The organism is Bradyrhizobium sp. S3.12.5 (assembly GCF_040548225.1).
Taxonomy (GTDB): Bacteria; Pseudomonadota; Alphaproteobacteria; order Rhizobiales; family Xanthobacteraceae; genus Bradyrhizobium; species Bradyrhizobium cytisi.
Genome location: NZ_JBEPRF010000010.1, coordinates 175,833 through 199,547, shown reverse-complemented (window position 1 = coordinate 199,547; position 23,715 = coordinate 175,833). Strand labels below are relative to the sequence as shown.

General features: G+C 61.8%; 27 protein-coding genes and 1 tRNA gene. 18 read left to right on the top strand and 10 right to left on the bottom strand.

Features of this window, described 5'->3' with window-relative positions; all coding sequences use genetic code 11:
- Nucleotides 1–70: 70 nt before the first annotated feature.
- Complete coding sequence (locus tag ABIC09_RS16835; RefSeq protein ID WP_354109949.1) at nt 71–400, top strand: P27 family phage terminase small subunit; 330 nt, start codon at nt 71–73, stop codon at nt 398–400.
- A 295-nt stretch (nt 401–695) separates the two neighbouring features.
- The gene (locus ABIC09_RS16830) at nt 696–917 is read left to right on the top strand and encodes a hypothetical protein (protein ID WP_354109948.1); all 222 of its coding nucleotides are present in this window, start codon (nt 696–698) and stop codon (nt 915–917) included.
- Here the strand turns inward: ABIC09_RS16830 and ABIC09_RS16825 are convergent.
- Together ABIC09_RS16825 and ABIC09_RS16820 are read right to left on the bottom strand one after the other, a co-directional pair.
- A complete protein-coding gene (locus tag ABIC09_RS16825) occupies nt 914–1,507 on the bottom strand; it encodes a hypothetical protein (protein WP_354109947.1) in 594 nt (197 codons plus the stop codon). The genes ABIC09_RS16830 and ABIC09_RS16825 overlap by 4 nt on opposite strands.
- A gap of 125 nt (nt 1,508–1,632) precedes the next feature.
- A complete protein-coding gene (locus ABIC09_RS16820; protein ID WP_502917677.1) occupies nt 1,633–1,854 on the bottom strand; it encodes a hypothetical protein in 222 nt (73 codons plus the stop codon).
- Between the two features lie 54 nt (nt 1,855–1,908).
- Between ABIC09_RS16820 and ABIC09_RS16815 the strand changes: the two genes are divergently transcribed.
- Genes ABIC09_RS16815 through ABIC09_RS16805 form a run of 3 tightly spaced genes read left to right on the top strand, consistent with a single transcriptional unit; the run spans nt 1,909 to nt 4,529 of the window.
- The gene (locus ABIC09_RS16815) at nt 1,909–2,145 is read left to right on the top strand and encodes a hypothetical protein (RefSeq protein ID WP_354109945.1); all 237 of its coding nucleotides are present in this window, start codon (nt 1,909–1,911) and stop codon (nt 2,143–2,145) included.
- Nucleotides 2,145–4,145 carry a hypothetical protein gene (locus ABIC09_RS16810; protein WP_354109944.1) on the top strand — a complete coding sequence of 667 codons (2,001 nt, stop codon included), beginning with the start codon at nt 2,145–2,147 and terminating at the stop codon, nt 4,143–4,145. The genes ABIC09_RS16815 and ABIC09_RS16810 overlap by 1 nt, the downstream gene beginning before the upstream one ends.
- Nucleotides 4,146–4,529 (top strand): hypothetical protein, encoded by a 384-nt coding sequence (locus ABIC09_RS16805; protein WP_354109943.1) that lies wholly within the window; start codon nt 4,146–4,148, stop codon nt 4,527–4,529. It begins immediately after the preceding gene.
- 255 nt (nt 4,530–4,784) lie between these two features.
- Here ABIC09_RS16805 and ABIC09_RS16800 read toward each other — a convergent pair whose 3' ends face one another.
- From ABIC09_RS16800 to ABIC09_RS16790, 3 genes are all read right to left on the bottom strand, one after another.
- On the bottom strand, nt 4,785–6,359 hold the full coding sequence (locus ABIC09_RS16800) for a radical SAM/SPASM domain-containing protein (RefSeq protein ID WP_354109942.1): 1,575 nt from the start codon (nt 6,357–6,359) through the stop codon (nt 4,785–4,787).
- Nucleotides 6,360–6,601: 242 nt separating this feature from the next.
- A complete protein-coding gene (locus ABIC09_RS16795; protein ID WP_354109941.1) occupies nt 6,602–7,339 on the bottom strand; it encodes a hypothetical protein in 738 nt (245 codons plus the stop codon).
- Between the two features lie 69 nt (nt 7,340–7,408).
- Complete coding sequence (locus ABIC09_RS16790) at nt 7,409–7,708, bottom strand: hypothetical protein (protein ID WP_354109940.1); 300 nt, start codon at nt 7,706–7,708, stop codon at nt 7,409–7,411.
- A 557-nt stretch (nt 7,709–8,265) separates the two neighbouring features.
- On the opposite strand from ABIC09_RS16790, the gene ABIC09_RS16785 reads away from it, so the two are divergent.
- Together ABIC09_RS16785 and ABIC09_RS16780 are read left to right on the top strand one after the other, a co-directional pair.
- Nucleotides 8,266–8,790 carry a hypothetical protein gene (locus ABIC09_RS16785; protein ID WP_354109939.1) on the top strand — a complete coding sequence of 175 codons (525 nt, stop codon included), beginning with the start codon at nt 8,266–8,268 and terminating at the stop codon, nt 8,788–8,790.
- Nucleotides 8,687–9,970, top strand: coding sequence for a hypothetical protein (locus tag ABIC09_RS16780; RefSeq protein WP_354109938.1), 1,284 nt, complete (start codon nt 8,687–8,689; stop codon nt 9,968–9,970). The genes ABIC09_RS16785 and ABIC09_RS16780 overlap by 104 nt, the downstream gene beginning before the upstream one ends.
- 38 nt (nt 9,971–10,008) lie before the next feature.
- On the opposite strand, the gene ABIC09_RS16775 is transcribed toward ABIC09_RS16780, so the two are convergent.
- The 3 genes from ABIC09_RS16775 to ABIC09_RS16765 form a co-directional block, all read right to left on the bottom strand.
- Nucleotides 10,009–10,085: transfer RNA gene (locus ABIC09_RS16775), tRNA-Asp, on the bottom strand.
- A 418-nt stretch (nt 10,086–10,503) separates the two neighbouring features.
- On the bottom strand, nt 10,504–10,707 hold the full coding sequence (locus ABIC09_RS16770) for a hypothetical protein (RefSeq protein ID WP_148753617.1): 204 nt from the start codon (nt 10,705–10,707) through the stop codon (nt 10,504–10,506).
- A 44-nt stretch (nt 10,708–10,751) separates the two neighbouring features.
- Nucleotides 10,752–10,874, bottom strand: a complete 123-nt coding sequence (locus tag ABIC09_RS16765) for a hypothetical protein (protein WP_354083090.1) — start codon at nt 10,872–10,874, stop codon at nt 10,752–10,754.
- A 45-nt stretch (nt 10,875–10,919) separates the two neighbouring features.
- On the opposite strand from ABIC09_RS16765, the gene ABIC09_RS16760 reads away from it, so the two are divergent.
- Nucleotides 10,920–11,825: an alpha/beta fold hydrolase gene (locus ABIC09_RS16760; protein ID WP_354109937.1), complete on the top strand. Its 906-nt coding sequence runs from the start codon at nt 10,920–10,922 to the stop codon at nt 11,823–11,825.
- A 6-nt stretch (nt 11,826–11,831) separates the two neighbouring features.
- On the opposite strand, the gene ABIC09_RS16755 is transcribed toward ABIC09_RS16760, so the two are convergent.
- Both ABIC09_RS16755 and ABIC09_RS16750 read right to left on the bottom strand, forming a co-directional pair.
- Nucleotides 11,832–13,124: a spinster family MFS transporter gene (locus ABIC09_RS16755; protein WP_354109936.1), complete on the bottom strand. Its 1,293-nt coding sequence runs from the start codon at nt 13,122–13,124 to the stop codon at nt 11,832–11,834.
- A 60-nt stretch (nt 13,125–13,184) separates the two neighbouring features.
- On the bottom strand, nt 13,185–14,375 hold the full coding sequence (locus tag ABIC09_RS16750) for a Rieske 2Fe-2S domain-containing protein (RefSeq protein ID WP_354109935.1): 1,191 nt from the start codon (nt 14,373–14,375) through the stop codon (nt 13,185–13,187).
- Nucleotides 14,376–14,559: 184 nt separating this feature from the next.
- On the opposite strand from ABIC09_RS16750, the gene ABIC09_RS16745 reads away from it, so the two are divergent.
- From ABIC09_RS16745 to ABIC09_RS16700, 10 genes are all read left to right on the top strand, one after another.
- The gene (locus tag ABIC09_RS16745; RefSeq protein WP_148753621.1) at nt 14,560–15,075 is read left to right on the top strand and encodes a MarR family winged helix-turn-helix transcriptional regulator; all 516 of its coding nucleotides are present in this window, start codon (nt 14,560–14,562) and stop codon (nt 15,073–15,075) included.
- A gap of 186 nt (nt 15,076–15,261) precedes the next feature.
- The gene (locus ABIC09_RS16740; protein WP_354110008.1) at nt 15,262–17,511 is read left to right on the top strand and encodes a TonB-dependent siderophore receptor; all 2,250 of its coding nucleotides are present in this window, start codon (nt 15,262–15,264) and stop codon (nt 17,509–17,511) included.
- Nucleotides 17,512–17,533: 22 nt separating this feature from the next.
- Nucleotides 17,534–18,670, top strand: a complete 1,137-nt coding sequence (locus tag ABIC09_RS16735) for a PepSY-associated TM helix domain-containing protein (RefSeq protein ID WP_354109934.1) — start codon at nt 17,534–17,536, stop codon at nt 18,668–18,670.
- A 476-nt stretch (nt 18,671–19,146) separates the two neighbouring features.
- On the top strand, nt 19,147–19,512 hold the full coding sequence (locus tag ABIC09_RS16730) for an NADH-quinone oxidoreductase subunit A (RefSeq protein WP_092290902.1): 366 nt from the start codon (nt 19,147–19,149) through the stop codon (nt 19,510–19,512).
- On the top strand, nt 19,509–20,090 hold the full coding sequence (locus tag ABIC09_RS16725) for a NuoB/complex I 20 kDa subunit family protein (protein ID WP_430640188.1): 582 nt from the start codon (nt 19,509–19,511) through the stop codon (nt 20,088–20,090). Before ABIC09_RS16730 ends, ABIC09_RS16725 begins: the two co-directional genes overlap by 4 nt.
- Nucleotides 20,091–20,101: 11 nt before the next feature.
- Complete coding sequence (locus tag ABIC09_RS16720) at nt 20,102–20,716, top strand: NADH-quinone oxidoreductase subunit C (protein WP_354032746.1); 615 nt, start codon at nt 20,102–20,104, stop codon at nt 20,714–20,716.
- A 2-nt stretch (nt 20,717–20,718) separates the two neighbouring features.
- The gene (locus ABIC09_RS16715; protein ID WP_354109933.1) at nt 20,719–21,915 is read left to right on the top strand and encodes an NADH-quinone oxidoreductase subunit D; all 1,197 of its coding nucleotides are present in this window, start codon (nt 20,719–20,721) and stop codon (nt 21,913–21,915) included.
- Nucleotides 21,915–22,877 (top strand): FkbM family methyltransferase, encoded by a 963-nt coding sequence (locus ABIC09_RS16710; protein ID WP_354109932.1) that lies wholly within the window; start codon nt 21,915–21,917, stop codon nt 22,875–22,877. Before ABIC09_RS16715 ends, ABIC09_RS16710 begins: the two co-directional genes overlap by 1 nt.
- 10 nt (nt 22,878–22,887) lie before the next feature.
- Nucleotides 22,888–23,499, top strand: coding sequence for an NADH-quinone oxidoreductase subunit NuoE (gene nuoE, locus ABIC09_RS16705; protein WP_148753629.1), 612 nt, complete (start codon nt 22,888–22,890; stop codon nt 23,497–23,499).
- Nucleotides 23,499–23,702 (top strand): hypothetical protein, encoded by a 204-nt coding sequence (locus ABIC09_RS16700; RefSeq protein WP_148753630.1) that lies wholly within the window; start codon nt 23,499–23,501, stop codon nt 23,700–23,702. Before nuoE ends, ABIC09_RS16700 begins: the two co-directional genes overlap by 1 nt.
- Nucleotides 23,703–23,715 lie beyond the last annotated feature (13 nt).

Here is a 23,715-nt window from a genome sequence, read left to right as displayed (position 1 = left end):
CGCGGGGGCTGCCCCGGTTCAACCAGTTGCGGCCCGCCCACCGCACCCACAATTCAACGGATATATCAATTTGAAGCACGTCACACCGACGCACCTATCCGCGCCAACCAGGCGTTGGATCAAACAGATTGTGGCCGATTTCGACCTTGAATCGTTTCATTTCCGCCTGCTGGTCAAGGCCGCAGAGGCATGGGATCGCAGTGAGCAGGCGCGCGAGCAGATCGCTACTGATGGCATCACCGTGCCTGATAGGTACGGCGTCCTGAAGGCGCATCCGGCCGTTGCCATCGAACGGGATTCTCGATTGGCCTTCGCGCGCTTGCTGAGAGAGCTTGCGTTGGACGCAGCTGCGCCCGACAGCCGGCCACCGCGCACCGCGGACTATGGGGCGCGTCGCTAATGCCCGTACGAACGCGCAAGAACAGGAAGCGCGCTGTTGCTGATGTGGAGGCTTGGTTTGACGTTTTTGAAACCGAGTTCGATTTCAACGGGGACCTGGCGGACGCTGGCGTTGAGACAGACGCCTATGGCCGCCCGGACCGAGAGGTAGCACGCGCCGCATGGCACCGGTTGGGGGCGGAGTTCCTGCAGCTCATGCCTCCGCGCCACCCTACACTAGGACCGCCTTGGGCTTGGCGAGAATTCGGTGAACCACCATGCCGATAAGATCGCGGCAGAACAGGCGCCGTCATCGCGTGCAAATCACCTACGAGGCGGTCGAGATATTCAGGCGCGCGCAGAAGCCGCCCACGACCGCCGACAGGATCGCATTAGCCGCCGCGCTCGGCCGGAGCAAGTTCGCCGCGTGTCCGTTGGATGAAAACCCGCGATCACTGATCGGATGCGACACTGAGCCGGTCGAGGTCGTGTTAGAGCTGCGCGCGCAGCTGCTGGAAAAGAGCGCCCGCGCCGACTAGCGCCCGCGCTTCCCAAACGAAGCGGGCGCGGATGACGGGGCGGCCGGTGTCTCTTGCTTATTCTGATTGGCTAAAAGCTCGGCGATCAAGTTGTCGGCGTTGGAAAACGATGGCGCCGTTGAATCGGTTTCGGACGCCCTGGCTGAACCATTTGCGGATCGTTGGGTCGCGAAAGACAGAATAACGATCGCGATGGCTCCGCCGAAGAGCAACACCCACCCCCAACCCAATCCGACAGAGTTCGCCATTACTTTGGCGAGGCCGCCGAATGGATTGCCTTTCATCGACTGATCCAACTTCGTTCTGGCGTCTGTTAGCAGGGAAGCGATCCTCACTAAAGTTATTAGCATCCAGATCAGGCCCGCCCCAGCAACGAGCCCGGCGGCTCGCTGATATCCGGTCAAGACCAGCGCGACGACTCCTATCGCACCTAGCACAATGAAAATGCCGTCGCCGTTCCCACTCATGACGTAGTTGATCGAGCCGACCACGGGGAGGGTGACAATCGGACAGAATGCCCCGGCCGCCATAACAAGAGCCGCTAGAAGGATTCCGGAATCGCGTGGCGTCAGTTTTTCAAAATCGATCACTGGTCAGGCCTCCGAAGCCGGTATTTTACCAAGAAGAACTTACCGGAGACCTTCAAAATGCGGTTGCTGAACTCCTAATTGAGCGACCATACGTTGTATCGAAGTGTCAGCGCCCCGCAGGGGAACTACCGCTGATGTCCGAGCCCGATTCCCAAGTACAGCGCCTTTTGACGTAGAGCGCCGACGGAGCGCTTCGTTTGCTTCGATATCTTCGCGACCGGCGTGCGCGCCTTAGAGTGCGCTTTCAACTCCTTGATATTTTCTTTCGTCCACTCGCGGCGAACAGTCTTCTTTGTCTTCTTTACCAACTCGGCGCTCCTTCGATCATTAGGCGCGCGACGTAGCATAACAAACGTGGGTGTGCAAACCCCCGTACTACTTTCAACGACAGTGAGTTTTACATGCATTTGACGATTGAGGAAACCGGCGCGCAGGCCGGAATGAAAGCTGCGGAGATGTACAAAGCGCGAGAGCGGGATGGCACGCATGAAGACATCCGGCGTGCTCTTCCCGATGCGGTGAAGGCGGCTCGTGCTGAGGCAGCAAAATTTCAAGATAGTGACTCAGAGCCCGAGCGCGCCGTCGCAATCTATTGGGCAAGCTACGCTGAGTTTTTTGAATTGGGACTCAAGAATTAATGGCACTCACTTCATACTCCACCGGCATGGTTACCGTTGCCGCCAACGGCACCACCGTAACGGGCTCCGGCACGATCTGGTCAGGCGTCAATGCGCGCCCCGGTGACATTCTCCAGATCGGTGATTTCCAGACGATCATTACCGACGTCACGGACGAAGCTCATCTCGTCATCCCGCCGTGGGGCGGTGGCGCGCAGGCAGGTGCTGCGTACACCATCTGGCAGTGGTTTCCGCAGCGGGTTGCTGGGGCGCAAGTTGCTCAGTCCGTTAACGACCTCATTGCAAAGCTCGGGACCGATGGCCTGCTTTGGTACCTGCCGCCCGGTTACACGACGCCGTCAGGCGGTGCCGGACTCCCGTCGCTCACGGCAGACGACGGGCAGGGCGTCCTGAAGATTGATACTGGCGCTCTCTGGGTGATGCAGGGCGGCGCGTGGGTTACGGCCGGCACTTACAAAGGCTACCAATACAAAGGTGCCTATGACCCCGCCACGAGCTACGTCATCAATGATGTTCTCACATCGGACGGCACTGCGTATCTGGTCATTGCGCCCACGACAGGCCATGCGCCGCCGAATGCAACGTATTACGATGTGTTTGCATCGAAGGGCGATAAGGGTGACAAGGGCGATACCGGCGCAACCGGCGCAGGTTACGGCGGCACGTCAACGACGTCACTGACGATCGGCACCGGCTCCAAGGTATTCACCACGCAGGCCGGTTTGGCCTACACCAACGGCGCCAGGGTGCGCGCCAGTTCCGCCGCGAATACATCGAATTGGATGGAGGGCGTTGCGACCTATAGCGGCACGACGCTGACTATTGCGGTCGACAAGACCAACGGCAGCGGCACGCTGGCCGATTGGAATTTCAACGTTGCCGGCCAGCCCGGCGCTGGCGATCTGTCGAGCGCGAACAATCTTTCGGAATTGATTGGGACGGCAGCGACGGCGCGAGCCAACATCTACGCCTCACCGTTCGACGCACTCGCCTACAATGGCATGCAGATCAACGGGGCGTGCGCGGTCAGCCAGGCGAACGGAGCATCAGCCGTCTCAGGCTCCACTTATGTTGTGGACGGCTGGCAGTTATTTACAAGCGGGCCGCAGGTCGTTTCGGCAGCGCAGGTCACGGACGCGCCTACAGGACTAACTAACTCGATTAAGCTGACGGTATCGACGGCAAATGCCGCCCCGGCCTCTGCTCATGCGGTGCTCTTCCTTCAGACTATAGAAGGTTACCGTGTGGCACGGTTGGCCTTCGGCACGGCCGGCGCACAGCCAGTCTCAATTGGCTTCTGGACGAAAATTCACAGCACAGGAACCTATTCGGGATCGGTGCGTAACGGCGCCGTCAATCGCTCCTACCCATTTACGTTCACACAAAACGCAGCCGATACTTGGGAGTTCAAGACGGTTACAGTTCCCGGTGATGTTGTTGGTACGTGGGCAGCCGACAACACCGCAGGTCTGACGGTTATCTTTGCGGTCATGGTCGGAAGCAGCACTGTTGGAGCGGCAGGCTCTTGGGCCGCTGCAAATTATTTTGGCGCCACGGGCACCACCAACGGCGTCGCCGCGACGACCGATGTGTTCCAGATCACGGGTCTTATCATATTGCCCGGCATCGAACTTCCGTCAGCGTCACGCGCGCCGTTCATCATGCGGCCGTTCGATCAAGAGTTGTTGCTGTGCCGACGTTATTTCTACAACGGTGTGCCTCCGCTGCGAGGCATAGTATCAACTACCACTAACTTTCAGCGTCTTGGGTGTCCCCACCATGTCCAAATGCGCGCCCCCCCAACGGTAACAATGACGTCGGCCATTCAAGTTTTGGCGGCCGCATTAGTGACGACCGTTTCGTCAATCAACCCAGCCGGTATCACCACGATTGACAAGCTGGTGTTCGACGCAACGGTCCCGTCAGTGTCTGGCGCTGTGGCGGGTCAAGCCGTTGCTGTGATCGAAGCTGGCAATCTCAACGTCGATGCGAGGCTCTAAATGACCACCTATCAACTCACCGCGACCGATGCTGTGATCCGCACTGAAGACGGTGCCTGCATCCCGGCCGATACTGCGAACCGCGACTACGCCGAGTATCTTGCGTGGCTCGCCGCCGGCAACACTCCGGATCCGTATACGGCGCCTGCTGCCCCTCCCGTGACATCAGTCACCCCGCGCCAAGCCCGTCTCGCGCTGTTAGCATCTGGTCTGCTGGATCAGGTGCAGGCGGCTGTCGATGCAGCAGCCGGCGCGACGAAGATCACATGGGAATATGCCGGCGTGTTTGATCGAAACGACCCGATGATCGCATCCATCGGTGTCGCGCTAGGTCTGACGACAGCACAGATTGATGCGCTGTTTGCGGAGGCGGCGGCTCTCTAGAATTTCGATTTTATCCGCGGATTCCCGGCAGCACGAATAGGAGTCCGATCAGCAACGATATTGGAACCACTAGGCTAACAGCGACGCGGATCGAATGCGAAGGCGCAGATTTCAGCCGCGATGCTGGGCCGGGGGCAGTGGGATGCCGCCGCGCTCCGCGCCACACTCGTGATCGCGAAACTCACAACGCTTCGCGAGGTCCCGGTGCATAATTTTCCCAACCACTGCAAAACCTGGTGCATCGGGACCGGCTATCTACTTCCCCTGCACGGTAAAGTAGCTAGCGTCGTCGACATTTCTATTAATGAAGTGCGCACAACTTAAACACATTGGCGGAGGATCCCGTTTGATGATGCGGGATCTAAGTTCGGTGAACGGCTCGCCGAACCAGATGTCTTGGAACGAACCCTCGTCTTTTAGAGAGCCAAAAGGTTCTTTGACCCGACAATCAGGATACGGATAAACGGCACCAGATGACGTGATGTACACGCTGTCAAATGGCCGCGCGCAATACAAATATGGAGCGGCAGAACTGTTCGTTGAGAACGAGATACGTCTCTTGGCAATTTCCGCGGTCTCCCCGTCGATATTAAACGCGATCACGTGGAGAGAGGCTTCAAATTCATCCTCTTGCGAGATCATCTCGCGTCTTAGTTGAACCGACCATCCCGCTCGCGAGCGATTGGGATATCCCGGAAATGCTGCTCCTACATCAGGCCGCGAACCATTTATGACAGCGACATCGCAGACTCTGATAAGGCCTCGCTCGTTCAGCAAGGTACGAGGCTCTCCAGGTAGTGCTTCGCGTTCGAGGCTGATTCTACTCAGGCCCTTTCGATCCAGAGCCCATCCTTCGAAATGGACCGCATTCTGTGCATGTACATCCGAGGCTGCTGGTGAATCGACATAACCGAACGGGGTTTTGTGGTTCGTGAATTTAGCAGCGACGCGCCGAGCGAAGCGCCGGAGGAGCTTTTGTTCGTTGGGCCCCACGCCACGGCTCGTGACTTCATCCGATTGGCTGCATGCCGTAGCGGAGCCGAAGAAGTCCGGAAATGCGACGACAGAAACTGTGGAGGATCTATCCGCTCGATCCAGAAAGGCTCTGAAATACTGATTCGCCTTTTCAGGAATGTGCGAAAGAGTTTCATTCTCCATTTGGAGTCCACGCACCATGATCAGATGCCGAGCTGCGATCCATTCGACTCCTAACTCCTCGGCAAGATCAACAAAATTCGGCAATTCCTCGATGTTGCTTCGCATTAAGACGATGTTGAACTGAACGCGCGGAATTTTTTTTCCGAGTTCCGCCTTTCGATCCCTAAGGCGCGCCAGATTTCGCACAAGAGTGTTGAAGCTTCCTCCTCGGCGCACATATTCGTATGTGCTTGCGCTCGGTCCGTCGATGGATACTTGCACCTGGGTGACGTTGTACTTGAGAATGGCCTCGATCACCCGCTCGTCTAATCGTTGTCCGTTCGTAATGAACGACAATTCGGGCACATGGTACTCGGAAGCAATTCGGAGAAGGTCGATAAAGAATGGTGAGGTGAGAGGCTCATTGCCTGCGGATAGTATCAATGTGTGAGCGTGAGGCAGAACCGAGGTGGCCATTCGCCTGAAATCGTCGGGGCTCGTATATTCCGCCGGCCTGTAGAAAACGTCGTCGAATCCAAAATGGCACATCCGACAACGTAAGTTGCATTTGTTTGAGATATCCCAGACTACCTTGATCTTTCGTTCGCCGAACAAGGCAAGCCTGCAAGCTAAATCGGTTAGTGACTCGCCCGCTCCGATATTCGGCGGACGACCAAGCATTTCCTTGCTCATAGTGAGTGCCCATAAATCCCCAAATCTCACACGACCATAGGTCGAGAGAGCCGGGGAGGGCAACTAGCCTTTATGCTGTATCACCCCAAACCTGCTTGAGCTCTTTCTTGGCTTCCTTTATACCATAGTCGCAAGGGTCAATTAGCCCCATACCCGAGACGATGCGGCATCAGTGCCCATCCGTTCTGCGCGTTCTCTGAGCCCGAGATCAGCATCGGTGGAGCGCCAGCGTGAGGCGCGTCCTATTGAAATGCGGGCGGTTGCCTTGACCCTATGAAGAGCATCGGGGCGCCGTCGATTGTTGAGACATTGAAGGCGACGCCGTTTTGCGGGATATCGTCACCGCCGAAATGGAAGTTCGCTGCCGCAAATGCTTGCCTGAGCGTGGCGGCCGCTAGTGTATTGGGAATTGCTACTCCAAAGAGCAACGTTCCTGCCGGCTTCATGGCTCCCGGAGCAACTTGCCATTTTGCCTTGGTGAGAACGTTTGCGATCTGGATTGCCAAGTATAACGCTTCGGGATCACCGTCGGTGTATCGCAAGTTTACTGAGCCTGGCGATTTGGCGAGCGCGCGCTCCAGGCTTTCCGCTTCCTTCGGCGTCAGGGTGCGCCATGCCACGGTGCCTTTGAGCCGCTCAGTCTCGAGTCGAGCAGTTTCCGCTTCCTTCTCTAGCTTAGCGGCGCGTTCGTTCGCGCGGGCCGTTCCTTCCTTCGCGATCTCGGCGTCCGCAATTGCACGTCTGGTTTCGGCTTCGTTGGCTGAGGTGCGCTCATCGGCGAACCTGTCTTTTGCGGCTCCTGTCTGGATGACGCCGTATGTTGCAATCGCTACGGCGAAGGCCCCCGCAAAAAGGAGCCAGTTAAAGGCATCAAACCAAAACGCCGCGCTTTCGGGCGTTGAGAAAGTGAACATGGTCCTCAACTTGTTTATGATCGCAATGACGTTGGTCTGGATTGGCATAATGGTGGAGATGACCAAGCGGGTTGTTGGGAGTTGGGAACGGTACCGAAAGGTTGCGTACCTGCACGCGGTTGGTCAATCTGCCACTCAGTAATGACCGTACTCCCCCTCGGTCGGCCGCTCTCCATCGAAGTCCATGTGAGCGAGCAGGGCGCCGACGCCAAACAGCAGCATGCCGCCAATCCAGATCAGTGCGGAGGCAGCAAGAAGCGCCGAGGTGCCAACACCGATCGAGCCGGTGAGACCGAACAGCGTGCCGGCGTTGAACAACAGTCCAACGACGCCCCACAGCCAGAAAAGAACGATGAGAAATCCCCTTGAGGCGCCATGGTGGCTTCTGAGCCGGAAGGTGCGCTCCCAGCTCTCTTTGCGTTTGAATATCCCCATTGAATCCCCCCAAGCCCTTGCGCGACCATAAGTCGAGCTGGGTAGCGGCGGCAACTAGGCTTTAGGCTCGCCCTTCAGCGCCTGCTGCAGCAGCGAGCGTATTGCAGCCGGCCGGGTTAGCGCCTTTTCTTGCCGCGCTATCCAGTCATCGACCGCAGCGAGGTCGTCGGGTTGTAGGCGAACGCCAACCAGCGTGCCTTTCCCGGTTGCGGGCGGACCTCGCTTCTTCCGTGTTATCACGGTTTGACGCTTCATGGAATCCGTGTTAACACAGTTTCGGGGCCGGTCAAATGAGCCGGACGAAGTGGGGTTATAAATGACTGACCTAAGTGTGAATGCTAGCGCGGGCATCGATCTATCAACGGCTTTCTGCGCATACACGTACTATACCGGCCTGCGGGAAGCTGGCTGCGACCCGATTGTTCGTAAGGGCGGTCTCCACTGGCTTGTCGGCGAGGATTCGACGGGCAACCTCAACACGTGGGCCGCGCATCACGATTTGGATGGTTCTCTTCGGCTCAAACACGCTCGGGCGGCTTGGGCAAATCGGACGTCGGATGACGAGGTCATCCTGCTGGGCGTTCGTCAGTAAGCTGCTGGGACAGCCCGCCTCAGCAATGGGGCTGGCCTTTTTCGCCATTGCCGCAAGAAAAGTACGGGTTTTGACTATGATCCCGGCGGAAACGGCTTACACTGACCGCGTGGCGCGCCATTCTGGCGGCTTGTGCGTCGGCGGTTGCCGACGAGGTAAGCAGAGCAATTGTTCTCAGGGGCGCGCCTTGCCCAATCCAGCCAACGACAACCTTAGGGGAAGCGCCATCCGCTTCCCTGTCGACCCGCGCCTCGTGCCGCCGCAAAAGGCCGCGCGCCGGCTGCACCTCACGGAGTCGGATTTCCTCATCAAGTTATCCGCCCTGCGGCGTATCGGCTTTCCCGTGGCATGCCCTGTGACTGGCCACTACGATCTACGGGCCATTGATGCTTGGCTGGATCGACGCGCCGGTCTTGGTGCGGCGGTTGGTGTGGCTGTTGATGCGCGCGACGTATTCGAGGAGCGGCTGGCGAGCCTTGGGAAACATTAAACTCAAGCATTACGTGGTGCACAAAGGGAAGCATGGCTACTGGCTTCCCACCGCGAAGATGCGCGCCATGGGTTTTGGGATCGTGTCCTGCGGGCACGACGGCCCTGATGCTTGGGCTATCGCCAGAGAATGGGAGGAGCGCTACCAGCGCGCTCGTAAGGGGCTGGAGAAGCCGCCGGCTCGCGTCTATCCGACAGGAAGCGTCGGCGACGGCTTTGAGCGCTTCCGCCGCAGCAACGAATGGAAGTCGAAGCCACCGCGGACCCGCGAAGATTGGGACCGTGGCTGGAAATATATTGATCCTGTTTTCGGCGACGTCGATCCAAAGACCGTCACCTTCGAAATGCTGGACCGCTGGTATGGCCGACTAAAGGTCACGAAGGGCGATGGCGAGGCCGGACGCGCCCTGAAGATCTGGAGGGCGCTGTACAACGTGCTGGCCGGCATGAAGCTCTGCCTGCCCGAGGCCGATCCGTCTCAGATCATCCGCAAGACTGGCGTGCCTGGCCGCACCGAGACCTGGAGCGAGGGCGAGGTTGTTCGCCTCGTCAAGGAAGGGTGGCGCACCGGCTATCGAGGGCTGGCCTGTATCATCGCCATTGCGTGGGATACGGGCTTTGCTCCAGTGGACGCCCGCACGCTGACACCCGCTCAAGCCGTTACCAGCGGCACCGACATGGCGTTTACCAGCGACCGGGCAAAGACCGGCGAACCGGCCATAGGCACGCTCACAGCCCGCTCGCAGCGGCTTGTGGAGGCATACGTCGCTGGGCTGGATTATGATCTACACGACGAGGCGCCGATCTTTCGGACCAAGGGCTTCAAGCCTACTGGAAAGGGCGGCCGGCCTCGGCTTCCGGTTCCATACACAAAAGATTCGCTGATCGACGATTTCGCGGATCTGCGCCGGGCTGTTTTCGGCAAGGGCGAGACGCGCCGACTCATGGACATGCGCCGGACAGGGGCGGTCGAAGCGAACGCCGGAGGGGCGTCCGTCGAGGCCATTGCCGCCAAGATGGCGAACAGCATCGACCAAAACCGGAAGCTGCAGAAGACCTACATGCCAGTTAACATTGCGGCGGTTCGGGCCGCGGATGAGGCGCGCAGAATCGGCCGGAGACTGCTCGGTTCGGAACAGAACAAGCTCAGAAAGTTGAAACTCGGTGGTGGGGAAAGTTGAAACTGAGGGGGTTACCCACCGCTAAGCCATTGAAACGATGGCGCGAGAGACGGGGCTCGAACCCGCGACCTCCGGCGTGACAGGCCGGCGCTCTAACCAACTGAGCTACTCCCGCGTGACGCGTATGTGTCCGCGCGGAACGAGGGGGGACTTAAAGGGGGGACATGGTGAAGTCAAGGACGTTGCGTTCACGGGGAGCAAACGCCTGCTGGAGCGGGGCGGGACCGTATCGCTACGGTTCGAACGGCTGGCTCCGGGCGCCGAATCAATCAATGGTGATGCAAGCTCCACGGGCTATTTCCGAGGACAATTGGCTTGACCGTCGGCTCGCGCGCCTTCCAGGCCGGCGCGGATTTCGCGATGTTGCTGGCTGCGCGCAAATACTGATGGGACAACGTCGGCGCCAGGATTCAGCAACACTCCGGCGGCAGTCGGCTCGGAGTTTTTGGCCTCAATTCTTCAGAGATCGGCCAAAAGCAAAAGGCCGCCCTGAAGGGCGGCCGTTTTGTCTCAAACCGGACCTTTTTCCGCAATCAGCGGATCGTCGAGGCGCCCGAGCTCGTGACCGCCACCGGCTTGCCGGCCTTGATCACGTGGGTGGACTGGGCGGTCTGGCTGTAATCGGCGTTGGTGCGGGCTGCGATCCCGAAGGCGGCCACTGCGATGCCGGCCACCAGCGCCACCACCACGATCTTCAGGTGGGTACCCCGATCTGCAGAGTGAATTGAGTGGTTCATCCGAGCCTCCCGACGGGCTTTGGCGCCGTCTGTAGGCCGATGTCTTAAGGAGCATCTGTTTCCGCATCGTTTCGCCGGTTCGGCAAAATGGTTTCATCCGGCCATTTCAGGACGGCTTGAGTGGTTTTACCTGCCGCGTAATCGCGGGGGCCAATTCCCTTCGCCATGATCGTTTCCATCGGCCGCGAGCGATCCGGCAAGGGAGAAGCACCATGAACCGTCGAACCGTCCTTGAGGCCACGTTGCTTGGGACCGCCTTTGCGGCGTCGGGCGCCAGCGCGCCAGTGGCCGCAGCCCAGGAGACTGCGCGGCCGCCCTATGTAATGGCCAGGGACGGCACAAAGCTGTTCGTGCAGGACTGGGGCAGCGGGCCACCGGTGCTGCTGCTCTCGGCCTGGACCTTCGACGCCAGTAGCTGGGGCAGCCAGATTGCGGCCCTTAACGAGAAGGGCTTCCGCTGCGTTGCGCCCGACCGGCGCGGGCATGGCCGGTCCGAGATGCCGTCTTCGGGTTATGATTTGGAGACGCTGACCGATGACGTCGCTGCGGTGATCAAGGCGCGCGACCTGCGCGATGTGACGCTGGTGGGCTTCTCGATGGGGACGGCCGAGGCGGTGAACTATCTCGGCCGGTACGGATCGGACCGGATCGCAAGGCTGGTGCTGGTCGCGCCGACGACGCCGTTCCTGGTCAAGACCGAGGACAATCCGGATGCGGTCCCGAAGGCGATGATCGAGGCGGACAACGCGGCGGTCGCGCGCGACTTCGCGAAATGGATCGCGGCGAACGAAGCGCCGTTCTTCACCCCTGACACGCCCGAGATCACGCGGACCTGGATCCGCGAGATGATGCTGAGCGTGCCGCTCCCGGTGGCGCTGGCGTGCCGCAAGACCACCGCGTTCGCCGATCTGCGCGCGGCTGCCGCCAGGATCGATCGGCCGACGCTGATCCTCCATGGCGACAAGGACGCCAGCGCGCCGCTGCCATTGACGGGCGCCAAGACCGCAAAGCTGATCAAGGGCAGCAAGCTGATTGTCTATGAGGGCGCACCGCATCCGCTGCCGCTGACGCACAGCGAGCGGCTGATGGCGGACATGCTCGCCTTCATGAGCGCGTAAGCGCGCTCAGCTCGCCCGCTCGATGTCGGCGCGGATGGTCCGCGCCGCCCAGACGAACAGCAGGGCGCCGAGAGTGGTCGTGACCGCCGCCGAGAGCAGAGAATAGCGCACCGCGTCGGCGCCGTAGCTGCCTTTCAGCGCGTCGTTGACCACGCCGACCGCGAGCGGACCGACGCCCTGGCCGAAGCAGGTCGCGGTGAGCGCGATCAGGGCAGAGGCGAGCGCGCGCATGCTTGGCTTCGCCACCGTCTGCGCGATCGCGAAGATCGGCCCGAGATGGAAGCCGACCAGGAACGAGGTCAGCGCCAGCATCGCCACCATCATCGCAAAATCCTGCGTCAGCATGCACAGCGCAAAGACGGGGCCGGCGAGGCCTGAGGTGATCGCCGGCGCCCACAGCTTCCAGCGGTCGTCGCGGCGGCTCACTTGCGCCACGACGAAGCCGCCGAGCAGGGTGCCGGCCATGCCGGCGAGCCCCTTGAACGTGCCGGCATAGGTGCCGATCTCGGCGCTCGACAGATGATGCACGCGCGCCAGGAACGGCGGGATCCAGGCCGCCGTCGCATAGTTCGTGTAGGTGGTGAGACAGAAGCCGATCAGCACGATGATGAAGCTTTGCTGGGAGGCGAGGAAGCGCAGCGTCGGCCCGAGCGGCTCGGGCACGAAGCTTTCCTGCATCGCGCCACGCTTCGGCTCCGAGATCGTCAGCCACAGGATCAATGCGAGCAGGATGCCCGGCACGCCCGCGACATAGAAGGCCATTCGCCAGCCATAGTGCTGGTTGATGGTGCCGCCGACGAAATAACCGAGGAAGACGCCGAGATAGGTGCCGATGGCGTAGATGCCGAGCGCGCGCGGGCGCTCGTTCTTGGCAAAGAGATCGGCGACTATCGATTGCGAGGCGGGGGAGCCGGCGGATTCGCCGATGCCGACGCCGATCCTGGCAAAGGCCAGCGCGGTCACGCTCGAGGCCATGCCGCACAGCGCCGTCATCGCGCTCCAGAACGCGAGCGCCAGCGCCACGATGTTGCGGCGGTTGAGCCGGTCGGCGACGCGCGCGATGGGGATTCCGAGCAGGGAATAGAACAGCGCGAAGCCGAAGCCTGCGAGCAGGCCCATCATGGTGTCGCTGAGCTGAAACTCTTTCTTGATCGGCTCGATCAGGACGTTGAAGATCGTGCGGTCGAGAAAGTTCAGCGCGTAGATGACGGTAAGCAGCCCCAGCACATAGTAGCGCCGCGCCGACGGCGTTGCCGCGGCGGCCGTTTGCACCGGCACCTGTGACGTGACATCGACCATCGCTTCCCCCAATTTGTCTTTGTTATCTTTATGGGTCCAGCCCTTATTGGGGCCGGTTGATTAGCCTTCTCGAATGTAGTTCCCCGCTTCGAACTCGACCGGCGCAACGTTTGCGTCGAATGAGACACCGACGGGGTCGCGGCCCGCTTCCATCGCCTCGAGCTGGTCGCCCAGCATGCGCCGGATCATCAGGATGCCGCGGTCGCTCTGGCCGAAATGCTCCTCGGAATGCACCGTCACCGGGCCCTGGCCGACCTGGGCTTCGTAATCGCCCGGGAATTGCTGGTGGTCTTGCTCCGTCATGTCCCACCAGAATTTTCCGTTGAACTTCGAGCGCATGCGGCCGATGTCGCCGGAAGTTTTGACGCGACCGGCGACATAGATGCGGAACGAGGTGTCGTCGATCGGCAGCGTCCAGCCGATCGATTCCACGCGGGCGAACTGCGCAACGCGCGGGTTCGGCACGACGCGCAGAGTGGGGAGGGCGGCTTCGGTGACGCGGTAAAATACACGGCCGTCGTCCTGCTTGCGGATCGAGCGCACGGCGATGCCGCGCGGTGTCTTGTCGAACTTCACCTCCGGCATCGAGGCCATCATGTTAGTGAATTGCGGCCCCGAGAACGAGCCGTGCAGCACCGGCACGTGGTAGGGATCGACCACGTTCTCGAAATGCTGCAGCCAGTTGCAGGGGATGACCGCGGGCCCGCCGCCGCCGATCGAGGAATCGTCGGCCTCGACGAACTCGCCCTCGTCCATGTTTTCGAGGCACTCGTAGCGCGGCAGCACCGGGCGTTTCTCGGCCGGGCCCATATAGGCAAAGATCAACCCGTAGCGCTCCTCGACCGGGTACCATGGCTGGCGCACCTTGTCCTTGAACTGGCCGCCGTCGGGCTCGCAGGGCTGCTCCAGGCAATGGCCCTCGGTGTCGAACTTCCAGCCGTGATAGCAGCAGCGGATGCCGTCCTCCTCGACCTTGCCGTAATAGAGCGTGGTGCCGCGATGGCAGCAGCGGGCGTGGAGGAGGCCGACGCAGCCGTGCTTGTCGCGAAACAGGATCAGATCCTCGCCGAGCGCGCGCACCTTCTTCGGCGTGTCGGTGGCGTCGCTGGTGAGCCCGACCGGATGCCAGTAGCGGCGGAGCAGCTCCCCCATCGGCGTGCCGCGCGCAACAGAGGTGAGCTCGGTGCGCGTCTGCGCCGGCTTCATCGCATAGGCCGTGCCGAGATCGCGATCCCGCTGGGTGATGGTCATGCTTGTTCCTCCCGCCGCAGGCCTTGGTGGCCGGGTCGTTTCTGGTGCGGTGACCCCAGTGAAAAATAATTCGATGACAATGTCAACGATCTTCCTGAGTGTGTCTTAATTGCATTTCGATCAGGCTGGCGAGGTTGCGCTACCAAGGCTTGGCACGTCCTGGCTTTCTTGGCAGAGGTGGACCATGAGCCAGACATCGAGCAGGGACGGACGCGCATCGTCCGATACGGACGACAATCACTCGCCGGCGCCGATCACCGTGATGCTGTCGTCACGGCTGATGGTGCTGGCCAACCTGCTCAAGCGCGGTGCGATCCTGCGCTACAAGCGCCTGGCCGGACTGTCCTCGGTCGAGTTCGGTCTGGTTGCCTCGCTCGGCCGGCGACCGCCGATGAGCGTGGCGCGGCTCGCCGAGGCCGTCGGTCAGGACAAGGGCCAGATCAGCCGTGCGCTGGCTGAACTGGTCTCGCGCAAGCTGATCGCGAAGTCCGAGAATCCCAAAGATAGCCGCGAGGTGCTGGTGTCGCTGACGCCGGCCGGGCTCGCCGCGCATGACGCGATCGTCCAAGGCGCACAGGAACGCAACCGGATGCTGCTCGCGCAATTGAGCAATGACGAGTTGGAGACGTTGCTTGCGCAAATCGATCGTCTCACCGCGACGGCGGAAGCGATGCTCGAAGCCGAGAAGGTTTCGCGCTGATCGCGCAGCAATCTCCGGAAATATTCGAGTGCTTCTAAGAGACTCTCTAAGAGTCGTTCTAAGAGCCTTTCAATTAGCGATATCGCGCGCGCTCCCCTAAGCGTCACCCAATCGCATGCCGTCCCGGGACAGGCGGCATGACGCATCATGTTGCACTTTTGGGGTGGCGCGTTGAACAGTCTTGGAATGCTGCGGTTGGCCGTGTTGGCGACCGCGTCCGCTTTGGTTTTGATGCCGCAGGTATCGCTTGCACAATCGCCGGCGCAGAGTGGCGCGCAGAGCCTGCCGCCGGTGAACGTGGCTGCACCGGAGCAGCGCCGCCGCGCGGCCGTCCGCGCACCGCGCCGGACCCAAAGCCCGGTGCAGACGGCCGACAGCCGGAAACCGCAGCCACAGCGCAACGTCGGAATCGTCGAGACGCCACGTGGACCGGTGCAAGGTTACGTCGCTCATCGCAGCTCGTCCGGCACCAAGACCAACACGCCGATCATGGAGACGCCGCAGTCGGTCTCGGTGATCGGCGCCGAGCAGATCCGCGACCAGAAGCCGAACAAGCTCGATGAAGTGCTGCGCTACACCGCCGGCGTGCGCGCCGGCACCTTTGGCGCTGACACCCGCAACGACTGGTGGCTGATCCGCGGCTTCAAGTCCGACGACGTCGGGCTGTTCCTCGACGGCATGCAGCTGTTCTACACGTCCTATGCAAGCTGGAAGCTGCAGCCGCCGAACATGGAGCGCGTCGAGGTGCTGCGCGGTCCGTCGGCCGTACTCTATGGCGGATCGAGCCCGAGCGGCATCGTCAACGTCATCAGCAAGATGCCGCCGGCCGAGCCGGTTCGCTACATCGAGACCGGCGTCAACAATTTCGGCAACGCCTATGTCGGCTTCGATGTCGGTGGCCCCGTCGCGATGCAGTCCCAGGACGGCAAGCTGTTCTACCGCGTCGTCGGCCAGGTCCAGAACGGCAACACGCAGGTCAACTTCACGCCCGACAACAACTACTTCATCGCGCCGTCCTTCACCTGGAAGCCGGATGCCGACACCACCTTCACGGTGCTGGCCTCGGCCTCGAAGCAGGACACCCGCGGCATCAACTTCCTGCCCTATCAGGGCACGGTGACCAACGCGCCGTTCGGCAAGATTCCGACCAGCTTCTTCGCGGGCGATCCCAACGTCGACAAGTTCACGCGCGAGCAGGAGATGCTCGGCTACCAGTTCGAGCGCAATCTCACCGACGATCTGACGTTCCGGCAGAACGCGCGGTTTGCGCATATCGACTTGACCTATCGCGGCTTCGTCGGCAATGGCTGGGACAATATCAACACGGCCACAATGGCCCGTTACAATTGGTTTGCGAAGAACACCGCCAACCAGGCCGATCTCGACAATCAGCTCGAGTACCGCTTCAACACCGGCCCGGTGAAGCACACGATGCTGTTCGGGGTCGATCTGAAGGGCTATCAGATCGACGACTACCAGGCGTTCAACTTCGGCACGGTGCCGTCCATCAACGTCTTCAGTCCCTCCTACGGTCTCGACATTCCACTCACGGGCGCGCCGTTCCGCAACTTCCTGCTGACGCAGAAGCAGGCCGGCACCTACGTCCAGGACCAGATGAAGCTCGGCAATTTCACGCTGGTGCTGAGCGGCCGCAATGACTGGGTCGAGACGACGCAGGCCGCCCGCGACACCGGCGCAAACATTGCCCAACGCGACGACAGCAGGTTCAGCGGGCGCGCCGGGCTGATCTACAACTTCGACAACGGCATCGCGCCCTACGTCTCCTATTCGACGAGCTACAATCCGATCATCGGGCTCAACGCGCAGAACCAGCTGTTTCTGCCGGAGACCGCCAAGCAGGCCGAGGTCGGCGTGAAGGTCGCGCCCAAGGGATTTGACGGCTATTTCACCGCGTCGCTGTTCGACCTGAAGCGCCAGAATGTGGCGACCACCGATCCGTCGAATGTCCTGCTGCAAAACCAGACCGGTGAGGTGACGTCGCGCGGCATCGAGCTCGAAGCGGTGGCCAACGCCACCAAGGAACTGAAGTTCATCGGCGCGTTCACCGCCTATCATCTCTTCACCAGCAAGGACCTCGATCCGACCCTGATCGGCAAGACGCCGACCAACACGCCGGAGATGCTGATCTCGGGCTGGGCGGACTACACCTTCAAGGACGGACCGCTCGAGGGATTTGGTTTCGGCGGCGGCGTGCGTTATGTCGGCGCGTCCTGGGCCGACACCGCCAACACTCTGGAAGTTCCCGCGGTGGTGCTTGGAGATCTCGCGGTCCATTACGAATGGCAGAACTGGCGTACGGCCATCAACGTGGTCAACCTGACCGACAAGATTTATGTCGCCAGCTGCGCGTCGGCATCGTCCTGCTTCTACGGCGACCGCCGCCGCATCACCGCGAGCCTCGCCTACAAATGGTGAGCGCAGGCGAGGGGAGGGCATCGTGAAGGCGCGCACGGTCCGGCTCTGGTCCATGGTCCACACCTGGACCAGCCTGATCTCGACCCTGTTCCTGCTTTTGCTCTGCCTGACCGGCCTGCCGCTGATCTTCCATCACGAGATCGATGAGCTCCTGGGCTACGCCCCCCAGCCCGAAGCTCATGCGAGCGCGGCGCGCGCGACGCCCCAAGTCGTCGCCGGCGCCGCGCTCGCCGCCGATCCCGGCCGCGTCCTGCAATATGTTTCCTGGGACAAGGACGAGCCCGGGATCGTAACGGCCTTCACCAACAGCGCGCCCGATGGTGCGCCTGACAACGCGACCGTGCGTGCCTTCGACGCGGTCTCGACCAAGCTGCTCGGGCCGGTCGGCGTCGGGCCGATGCTGATCGTGCTCAAGCTGCACACCGACATGTTCGCCGGCCAGGCCGGAAAGTTGTTCCTCGGCGCGATGGGGCTGCTGTTCGCTGTGGCGATTGTCTCCGGCGTGGTGCTGTACTGGCCGTTCACCCGCCGCCTGCGCTTTGCCACCATCCGTGACGGCGCCGCGCGCCGCGTCCGCTGGCTCGACTGGCACAATCTGATCGGCGTGGTGACGGTGGCCTGGGCGCTGGTCGTGGGCTTGACCGGCGCCGTCAACACCTGGGCCGAGCTGATGCTCAACCAGTGGAAGGCGACCGAGCTCGCCAGCATGGTCGCGCCCTATGCCGGCAAGCCGCCGCCGGTAAGTCTCGCCTCGCTCGATGATGTCGTCGTGCGCGCCAGGCAGGCTGCGCCCGGCATGGAGGTCGCCTTCATCGCCTTCCCGGGCACGCCGTTCACGTCCTCGCACCATTTCGCCGCTTTTATGCGTGGCGACACGGCTTTGACCGCGCCCCTGCTCAAGCCGGTGCTGCTCGACGGCGAAACCGGGGAGGTCGCGGATATCAGGGCGCTGCCACTTTACCTTCAGGCGCTGCTGATCTCCCAGCCGCTGCATTTCGGCGATTATGGCGGGATGCCGCTCAAGGTGATCTGGGCCGCGCTCGACGCGCTCACCATCGTTGTGATCGGCAGCGGCCTCTATCTCTGGGTGGCACGGCGGCGCAAGCGTGCCCCTGCCAAAGCCGAAACATTCGCCAGACGAGCCCGGGTCCCGTCGTGATGCATGGCTTCTCTGACCGCGCGCGCCTGTGGACACGTGTCTTTGCTGCACCTGGCCTGCTCGCGGCCGCGACCATCACCGGTCTCCTGGCTGCATTGCTGTGGGGAACGGTCGGCCAGTATGTCGCCTGGGTGACAGTAGGAGCGCCGGTCGCGGTCGTTGCCTGGGTTTGGGTGCGCCGGCGGCCCCAAAAAACCGGGCCATTTTCGCCGACGATGCGCGGCAAATAGCCGGCGCCGCCTGTGCGCCGCAATCTTAGAACGGCTGCCCTGCAAAACTGTGGCCGCCCTTGCTGGGTTTGCCGATCTGCTCCATACCAGCGTGGGGTGATTCCGGGATTTCTACCGTGCCGGGGGCGGCAAAGGGCCTGAAAAGAGCGTGTCTTGCGCCCATTGGTGCACTGCGCTAAGGCTCAGAACAATTCCAAATCGGACGAATCCGTGGCTGTCCCGAGGCTGCGGGAAAAAGGGCTCGCCATGAGCGGCATTCTACAGAACTATCTTCCACTCGTCGTCTTTATAGGGGTAGCTGCTATCATCGGCCTGGTGCTGCTGATCGCGCCCTTCATCGTGGCGTTCCAGCAGCCGGACCCGGAAAAGCTGTCGGCGTATGAGTGCGGTTTCAACGCCTTCGACGACGCCCGCATGAAGTTCGACGTCCGCTTCTATCTGGTCGCGATCCTCTTCATCATCTTCGACCTCGAGGTGGCGTTTCTGTTTCCCTGGGCGGTGGCGTTCGGCAAGCTTGGTGCGACCGGCTTCTGGTCCATGCTGGTGTTCCTCGCCGTGCTGACGGTCGGCTTCGCCTATGAATGGAAGAAAGGCGCACTCGAATGGGATTGAACCCTGCACCATCAGCTGGCCCGATCGTAACGCCGGCCCCCAAGGGCATCCTGGATCCGTCGACCGGCAAGCCGGTCGGGGCCAATGATCCGTTCTTCCTCGAGGTCAATCACGAGCTGTCCGACAAAGGCTTCTTCGTGGCCGCGACCGACGACCTCATCACCTGGGCCCGTACCGGCTCGCTGATGTGGATGACCTTCGGTCTCGCCTGCTGCGCGGTCGAGATGATGCAGGTGTCGATGCCGCGCTACGACGTCGAGCGTTTCGGCTTCGCCCCGCGTGCCTCGCCGCGCCAGTCCGACGTGATGATCGTCGCCGGCACGCTGACCAACAAGATGGCGCCGGCGCTGCGCAAGGTCTACGACCAGATGCCCGAGCCGCGCTACGTCATCTCGATGGGCTCCTGCGCCAATGGCGGCGGCTATTATCACTATTCCTACTCGGTCGTGCGCGGCTGCGACCGCATCGTGCCGATCGACATCTACGTGCCGGGCTGCCCGCCCACGGCGGAAGCGCTGCTCTACGGCGTGTTGCTGCTGCAGAAGAAGATCCGCCGCACCGGCACCATCGAACGCTAAGGTTTTACGTCATGGACGACGCCAAGCTCGACGCCCTGGGGCAGACGATCGTGAGCGCGCTTCCGGGCGCCGCCCTCGGTCACTCTGTCGCCTTCAACCAGCTCACGGTTGATGTCGAGGCCAGCAAGATCGTCGAGGTGGTCACGTACCTCCGCGACGATCCGAACTGCCGTTTCGTCAACTTCACCGACATCACGGCGGTGGACTATCCGGATCGCGAGAAGCGTTTCGACGTGATTTATCACTTCCTGTCACCGACCCTGAACGCCCGCATCCGCCTCAAGGCCCAGGCCGACGAGACCACGCAGGTGCCGTCGCTGATCGAGGTGTTCCCCGGTGCCGACTGGTTCGAGCGCGAGGCCTATGACCTCTACGGCGTGTTCTTCGTCGGCCATCCTGACATGCGCCGGCTGCTTACCGATTACGGTTTCGAGGGCCATCCGCTGCGCAAGGATTTCCCGCTGACCGGCTTCCTCGAGGTCCGCTACGACGACCAGGAGAAGCGCGTGGTGTACGAGCCGGTGCGCCTCAACCAGGAATTCCGCAAGTTCGACTTCCTCTCGCCGTGGGAGGGGGGCGACTATCCGGTCCTTCCGGGGGATGAGAAGGCGGGGCCGAAGAGCTGATCATGAACGAACAATCGCAAGATCTACGTAACTTCACCATTAATTTTGGTCCGCAGCATCCGGCGGCGCACGGCGTGTTGCGTCTGGTGCTGGAGCTCGACGGCGAAGTCGTTGCCCGCGTCGATCCCCATATCGGCCTGCTTCACCGCGGCACCGAAAAGCTGATCGAGCAGAAGACCTATCTCCAGGCGATCCCGTATTTCGACCGGCTCGATTACGTCGCGCCGATGAACCAGGAGCACGCCTTCTGCCTCGCGGCCGAAAAGCTGCTTGGCATCCAGGTGCCGCGCCGCGGCCAGCTGATCCGAGTGCTCTATTGCGAGATCGGCCGCATCCTGTCGCATCTGCTCAATGTCACCACGCAGGCGATGGACGTCGGCGCGCTGACCCCGCCGCTGTGGGGCTTTGAAGAGCGCGAGAAGCTGATGGTGTTCTACGAGCGCGCCTCGGGCAGCCGCATGCACGCAGCCTTCTTCCGCGTCGGCGGCGTGCATCAGGACCTGCCGCAGAAGCTGGTCGATGACATCGAGGCCTGGTGCGATCCGTTCCTGAAAGTGGTCGAGGACCTCGACCGCCTGCTCACCGCCAACCGCATCTTCAAGCAGCGCAACGTCGACATCGGCGTGGTGTCGCTGAAGGAAGCCTGGGAGTGGGGCTTTTCGGGCGTCATGGTGCGCGGCTCGGGCGCGGCCTGGGACCTGCGCAAGTCGCAGCCCTATGAGTGCTATGCCGAGATGGATTTCGACATTCCGATCGGCAAGAACGGCGACTGCTACGACCGCTATCTGATCCGCATGGAAGAGATGCGCCAGTCGGTGCGCATCATGAAGCAGTGCATCCAGAAGCTGAACGCAGCCGATGGGCAGGGCCCCGTCGTCGTCGAGGACAACAAGGTCGCGCCGCCGCGCCGTGGCGAGATGAAGCGCTCGATGGAAGCGCTGATCCACCACTTCAAGCTCTACACCGAAGGCGTTCGCGTGCCGGAAGGCGAAGTCTACGCCGCGGTCGAGGCGCCCAAGGGCGAGTTCGGCGTCTATCTGGTCTCCGACGGTAGCAACAAGCCCTACAAGTGCAAGATCCGCGCGCCGGGCTTTGCGCATCTGCAAGCGATGGACCACATCTGCCGCGGCCATCTGCTCGCCGACGTCTCGGCCATTCTCGGTTCGCTCGACATCGTGTTCGGAGAGGTCGATCGGTGATGGCGCAGGCGCCAATCCAGTTTGACCGTGCCTCGGGGGCCCTTGAAGGGGCCAACCTGTGGGAGCGGACGGCTGCCTTGGCGCTGGTGACGGGATCGAAGATCTCGTCGCACTTCTCCCATATGGGCTACATCGCCTGCGCCAATCTGCTGCGGAAAACGCTGCCCGAGCGCAACATCGCGATCAAGCTCAACCCGGACGCCGTGTTCGAGTTCCCTTACGGCGACGGCTACTGGAGCAAGCTGCTCAACCGCTCCTATTGCTACGAGGACGAGCTGGAGCTGTTGTTCGCCGACTCCATCGACGTCGACTACACGCTGCTCGATTGCGGCGCCAATTACGGCTACTGGTCGGTTCTGGTCTCGAGCAAGCCGTTCGGCTCGCACAAGGCGATCGCGATCGAGCCGTCGGGCCAGAACTACCCGAAGCTCGCGAATAACGCCCGCATCAACGGCAGCCGCTTCGAGACCATGAAATGCGCGATCGGCGCGACACGCGGCACCGCGCGGCTGTCGGGCACCAAGCACGAGGCCTTCAGCATCGCCGGCGCTCCCTCGGATGGCGGCGAGGACGTGCCCGTTCTCGCGCTCGACAATCTCATCGACGACGGCAAGGTCGCAGCCAGCGGCAAATATCTGATCAAGCTCGACGTCGAGGGCGTCGAGATCGAGGCGATCAGGGGCGGCGCGCGGCTGCTCCAGACCGACAGCGTCATCATGTGCGAGGAGCACGGCAGCGACCGCTCTCATGCGGTGTCGCGCTACATCCTCGAGCAGACCCCGCTGAAGCTGATCGTGCTCGATCCGCGCACCAACCGGCTTGAGACGGTGAGCGATCTGTCGATCCTCGACCGCATCAAGGTCTCGACCCACGTCGGCTACAACGTTTTCGGCACCGCAAGCGCATTCTGGCAGGACAGGATCAATGTCCTGAATGCGAAACCCGCGCGCCGCATGCAGTGAGAGATAAGAAATGTCCGTTCGCCGATTAGCACCGAAGGAAGTCCAGCCCGCGAGCTTTGCGTTCACGGACGAGAACCTTGCCTTCGCCAAGCAGCAGATCGCGAAATATCCGGCCGGCCGGCAAGCCTCCGCCGTCATCGCCATCCTCTGGCGCGTCCAGGAGCAGCATGAGGGCTGGGTCTCGGAAGCCGCGATCCGCGCCGTCGCCGATCTGCTCGACATGCCCTATATCCGCGTGCTCGAGGTCGCGACCTTCTACACGATGTTCCAGCTCGCTCCGGTCGGCAAGAAGGCCCACGTCCAGGTCTGCGGCACCACGCCGTGCCGCCTGCGCGGCGCCGAAGACCTGATCCACGTCTGCGAGAGCCGCATCCATCACGATCCCTTCCATCTCTCCAAGGACGGCAATTTCAGCTGGGAAGAGGTGGAGTGCCTGGGCGCCTGCGTGAATGCGCCGATGGTGCTGATCGGCAAAGACACCTATGAGGACCTGACCAAGGAAACCTTCGGCAAGGTGCTCGACGGCTTCGCCTCGGGCAATCCGCCGAAGCCCGGTCCGCAGAACGGCCGCCAGTTCTCCGCGCCGGCGGGTGGGCCGACCACGCTGAAGGAGACCACCTGATGGATCTTCCGTCTCAGGCGAACCGGGGGAGCGAAGCCGTGAAGAAATGGGGCTTCGTCGCCATGCATGCCGCGCTTGCGGCCGCCTTCATGTTCCTGCTGCAGCGCTTCGTGATGAACGCGACGCAGGAAACCAGTCTGCTCTGGGCGCTGGCCTTCGCCGTCTGCGCCGCCGGGCTTGCCTACAAGCAGGCCAATCGTTGATCGGAAAGCACTG

What these genes read in the sequence shown, in the direction of transcription:
- ABIC09_RS16820 (WP_502917677.1), bottom strand. Translation starts at nt 1,854, where the DNA reads ATGCTACGTCGCGCGCCTAATGATCGAAGGAGCGCCGAGTTGGTAAAG.
- ABIC09_RS16815 (WP_354109945.1), top strand. Translation starts at nt 1,909, where the DNA reads ATGCATTTGACGATTGAGGAAACCGGCGCGCAGGCCGGAATGAAAGCT.
- ABIC09_RS16810 (WP_354109944.1), top strand. Translation starts at nt 2,145, where the DNA reads ATGGCACTCACTTCATACTCCACCGGCATGGTTACCGTTGCCGCCAAC.
- ABIC09_RS16805 (WP_354109943.1), top strand. Translation starts at nt 4,146, where the DNA reads ATGACCACCTATCAACTCACCGCGACCGATGCTGTGATCCGCACTGAA.
- ABIC09_RS16800 (WP_354109942.1), bottom strand. Translation starts at nt 6,359, where the DNA reads ATGAGCAAGGAAATGCTTGGTCGTCCGCCGAATATCGGAGCGGGCGAG.
- ABIC09_RS16790 (WP_354109940.1), bottom strand. Translation starts at nt 7,708, where the DNA reads ATGGGGATATTCAAACGCAAAGAGAGCTGGGAGCGCACCTTCCGGCTC.
- ABIC09_RS16785 (WP_354109939.1), top strand. Translation starts at nt 8,266, where the DNA reads ATGACGAGGTCATCCTGCTGGGCGTTCGTCAGTAAGCTGCTGGGACAG.
- ABIC09_RS16780 (WP_354109938.1), top strand. Translation starts at nt 8,687, where the DNA reads ATGCTTGGCTGGATCGACGCGCCGGTCTTGGTGCGGCGGTTGGTGTGG.
- ABIC09_RS16770 (WP_148753617.1), bottom strand. Translation starts at nt 10,707, where the DNA reads ATGAACCACTCAATTCACTCTGCAGATCGGGGTACCCACCTGAAGATC.
- ABIC09_RS16765 (WP_354083090.1), bottom strand. Translation starts at nt 10,874, where the DNA reads ATGGCGAAGGGAATTGGCCCCCGCGATTACGCGGCAGGTAAAACCACT.
- ABIC09_RS16760 (WP_354109937.1), top strand. Translation starts at nt 10,920, where the DNA reads ATGAACCGTCGAACCGTCCTTGAGGCCACGTTGCTTGGGACCGCCTTT.
- ABIC09_RS16755 (WP_354109936.1), bottom strand. Translation starts at nt 13,124, where the DNA reads ATGGTCGATGTCACGTCACAGGTGCCGGTGCAAACGGCCGCCGCGGCA.
- ABIC09_RS16750 (WP_354109935.1), bottom strand. Translation starts at nt 14,375, where the DNA reads ATGACCATCACCCAGCGGGATCGCGATCTCGGCACGGCCTATGCGATG.
- ABIC09_RS16745 (WP_148753621.1), top strand. Translation starts at nt 14,560, where the DNA reads ATGAGCCAGACATCGAGCAGGGACGGACGCGCATCGTCCGATACGGAC.
- ABIC09_RS16740 (WP_354110008.1), top strand. Translation starts at nt 15,262, where the DNA reads ATGCTGCGGTTGGCCGTGTTGGCGACCGCGTCCGCTTTGGTTTTGATG.
- ABIC09_RS16730 (WP_092290902.1), top strand. Translation starts at nt 19,147, where the DNA reads ATGAGCGGCATTCTACAGAACTATCTTCCACTCGTCGTCTTTATAGGG.
- ABIC09_RS16720 (WP_354032746.1), top strand. Translation starts at nt 20,102, where the DNA reads ATGGACGACGCCAAGCTCGACGCCCTGGGGCAGACGATCGTGAGCGCG.
- ABIC09_RS16715 (WP_354109933.1), top strand. Translation starts at nt 20,719, where the DNA reads ATGAACGAACAATCGCAAGATCTACGTAACTTCACCATTAATTTTGGT.
- ABIC09_RS16710 (WP_354109932.1), top strand. Translation starts at nt 21,915, where the DNA reads ATGGCGCAGGCGCCAATCCAGTTTGACCGTGCCTCGGGGGCCCTTGAA.
- nuoE (WP_148753629.1), top strand. Translation starts at nt 22,888, where the DNA reads ATGTCCGTTCGCCGATTAGCACCGAAGGAAGTCCAGCCCGCGAGCTTT.
- ABIC09_RS16700 (WP_148753630.1), top strand. Translation starts at nt 23,499, where the DNA reads ATGGATCTTCCGTCTCAGGCGAACCGGGGGAGCGAAGCCGTGAAGAAA.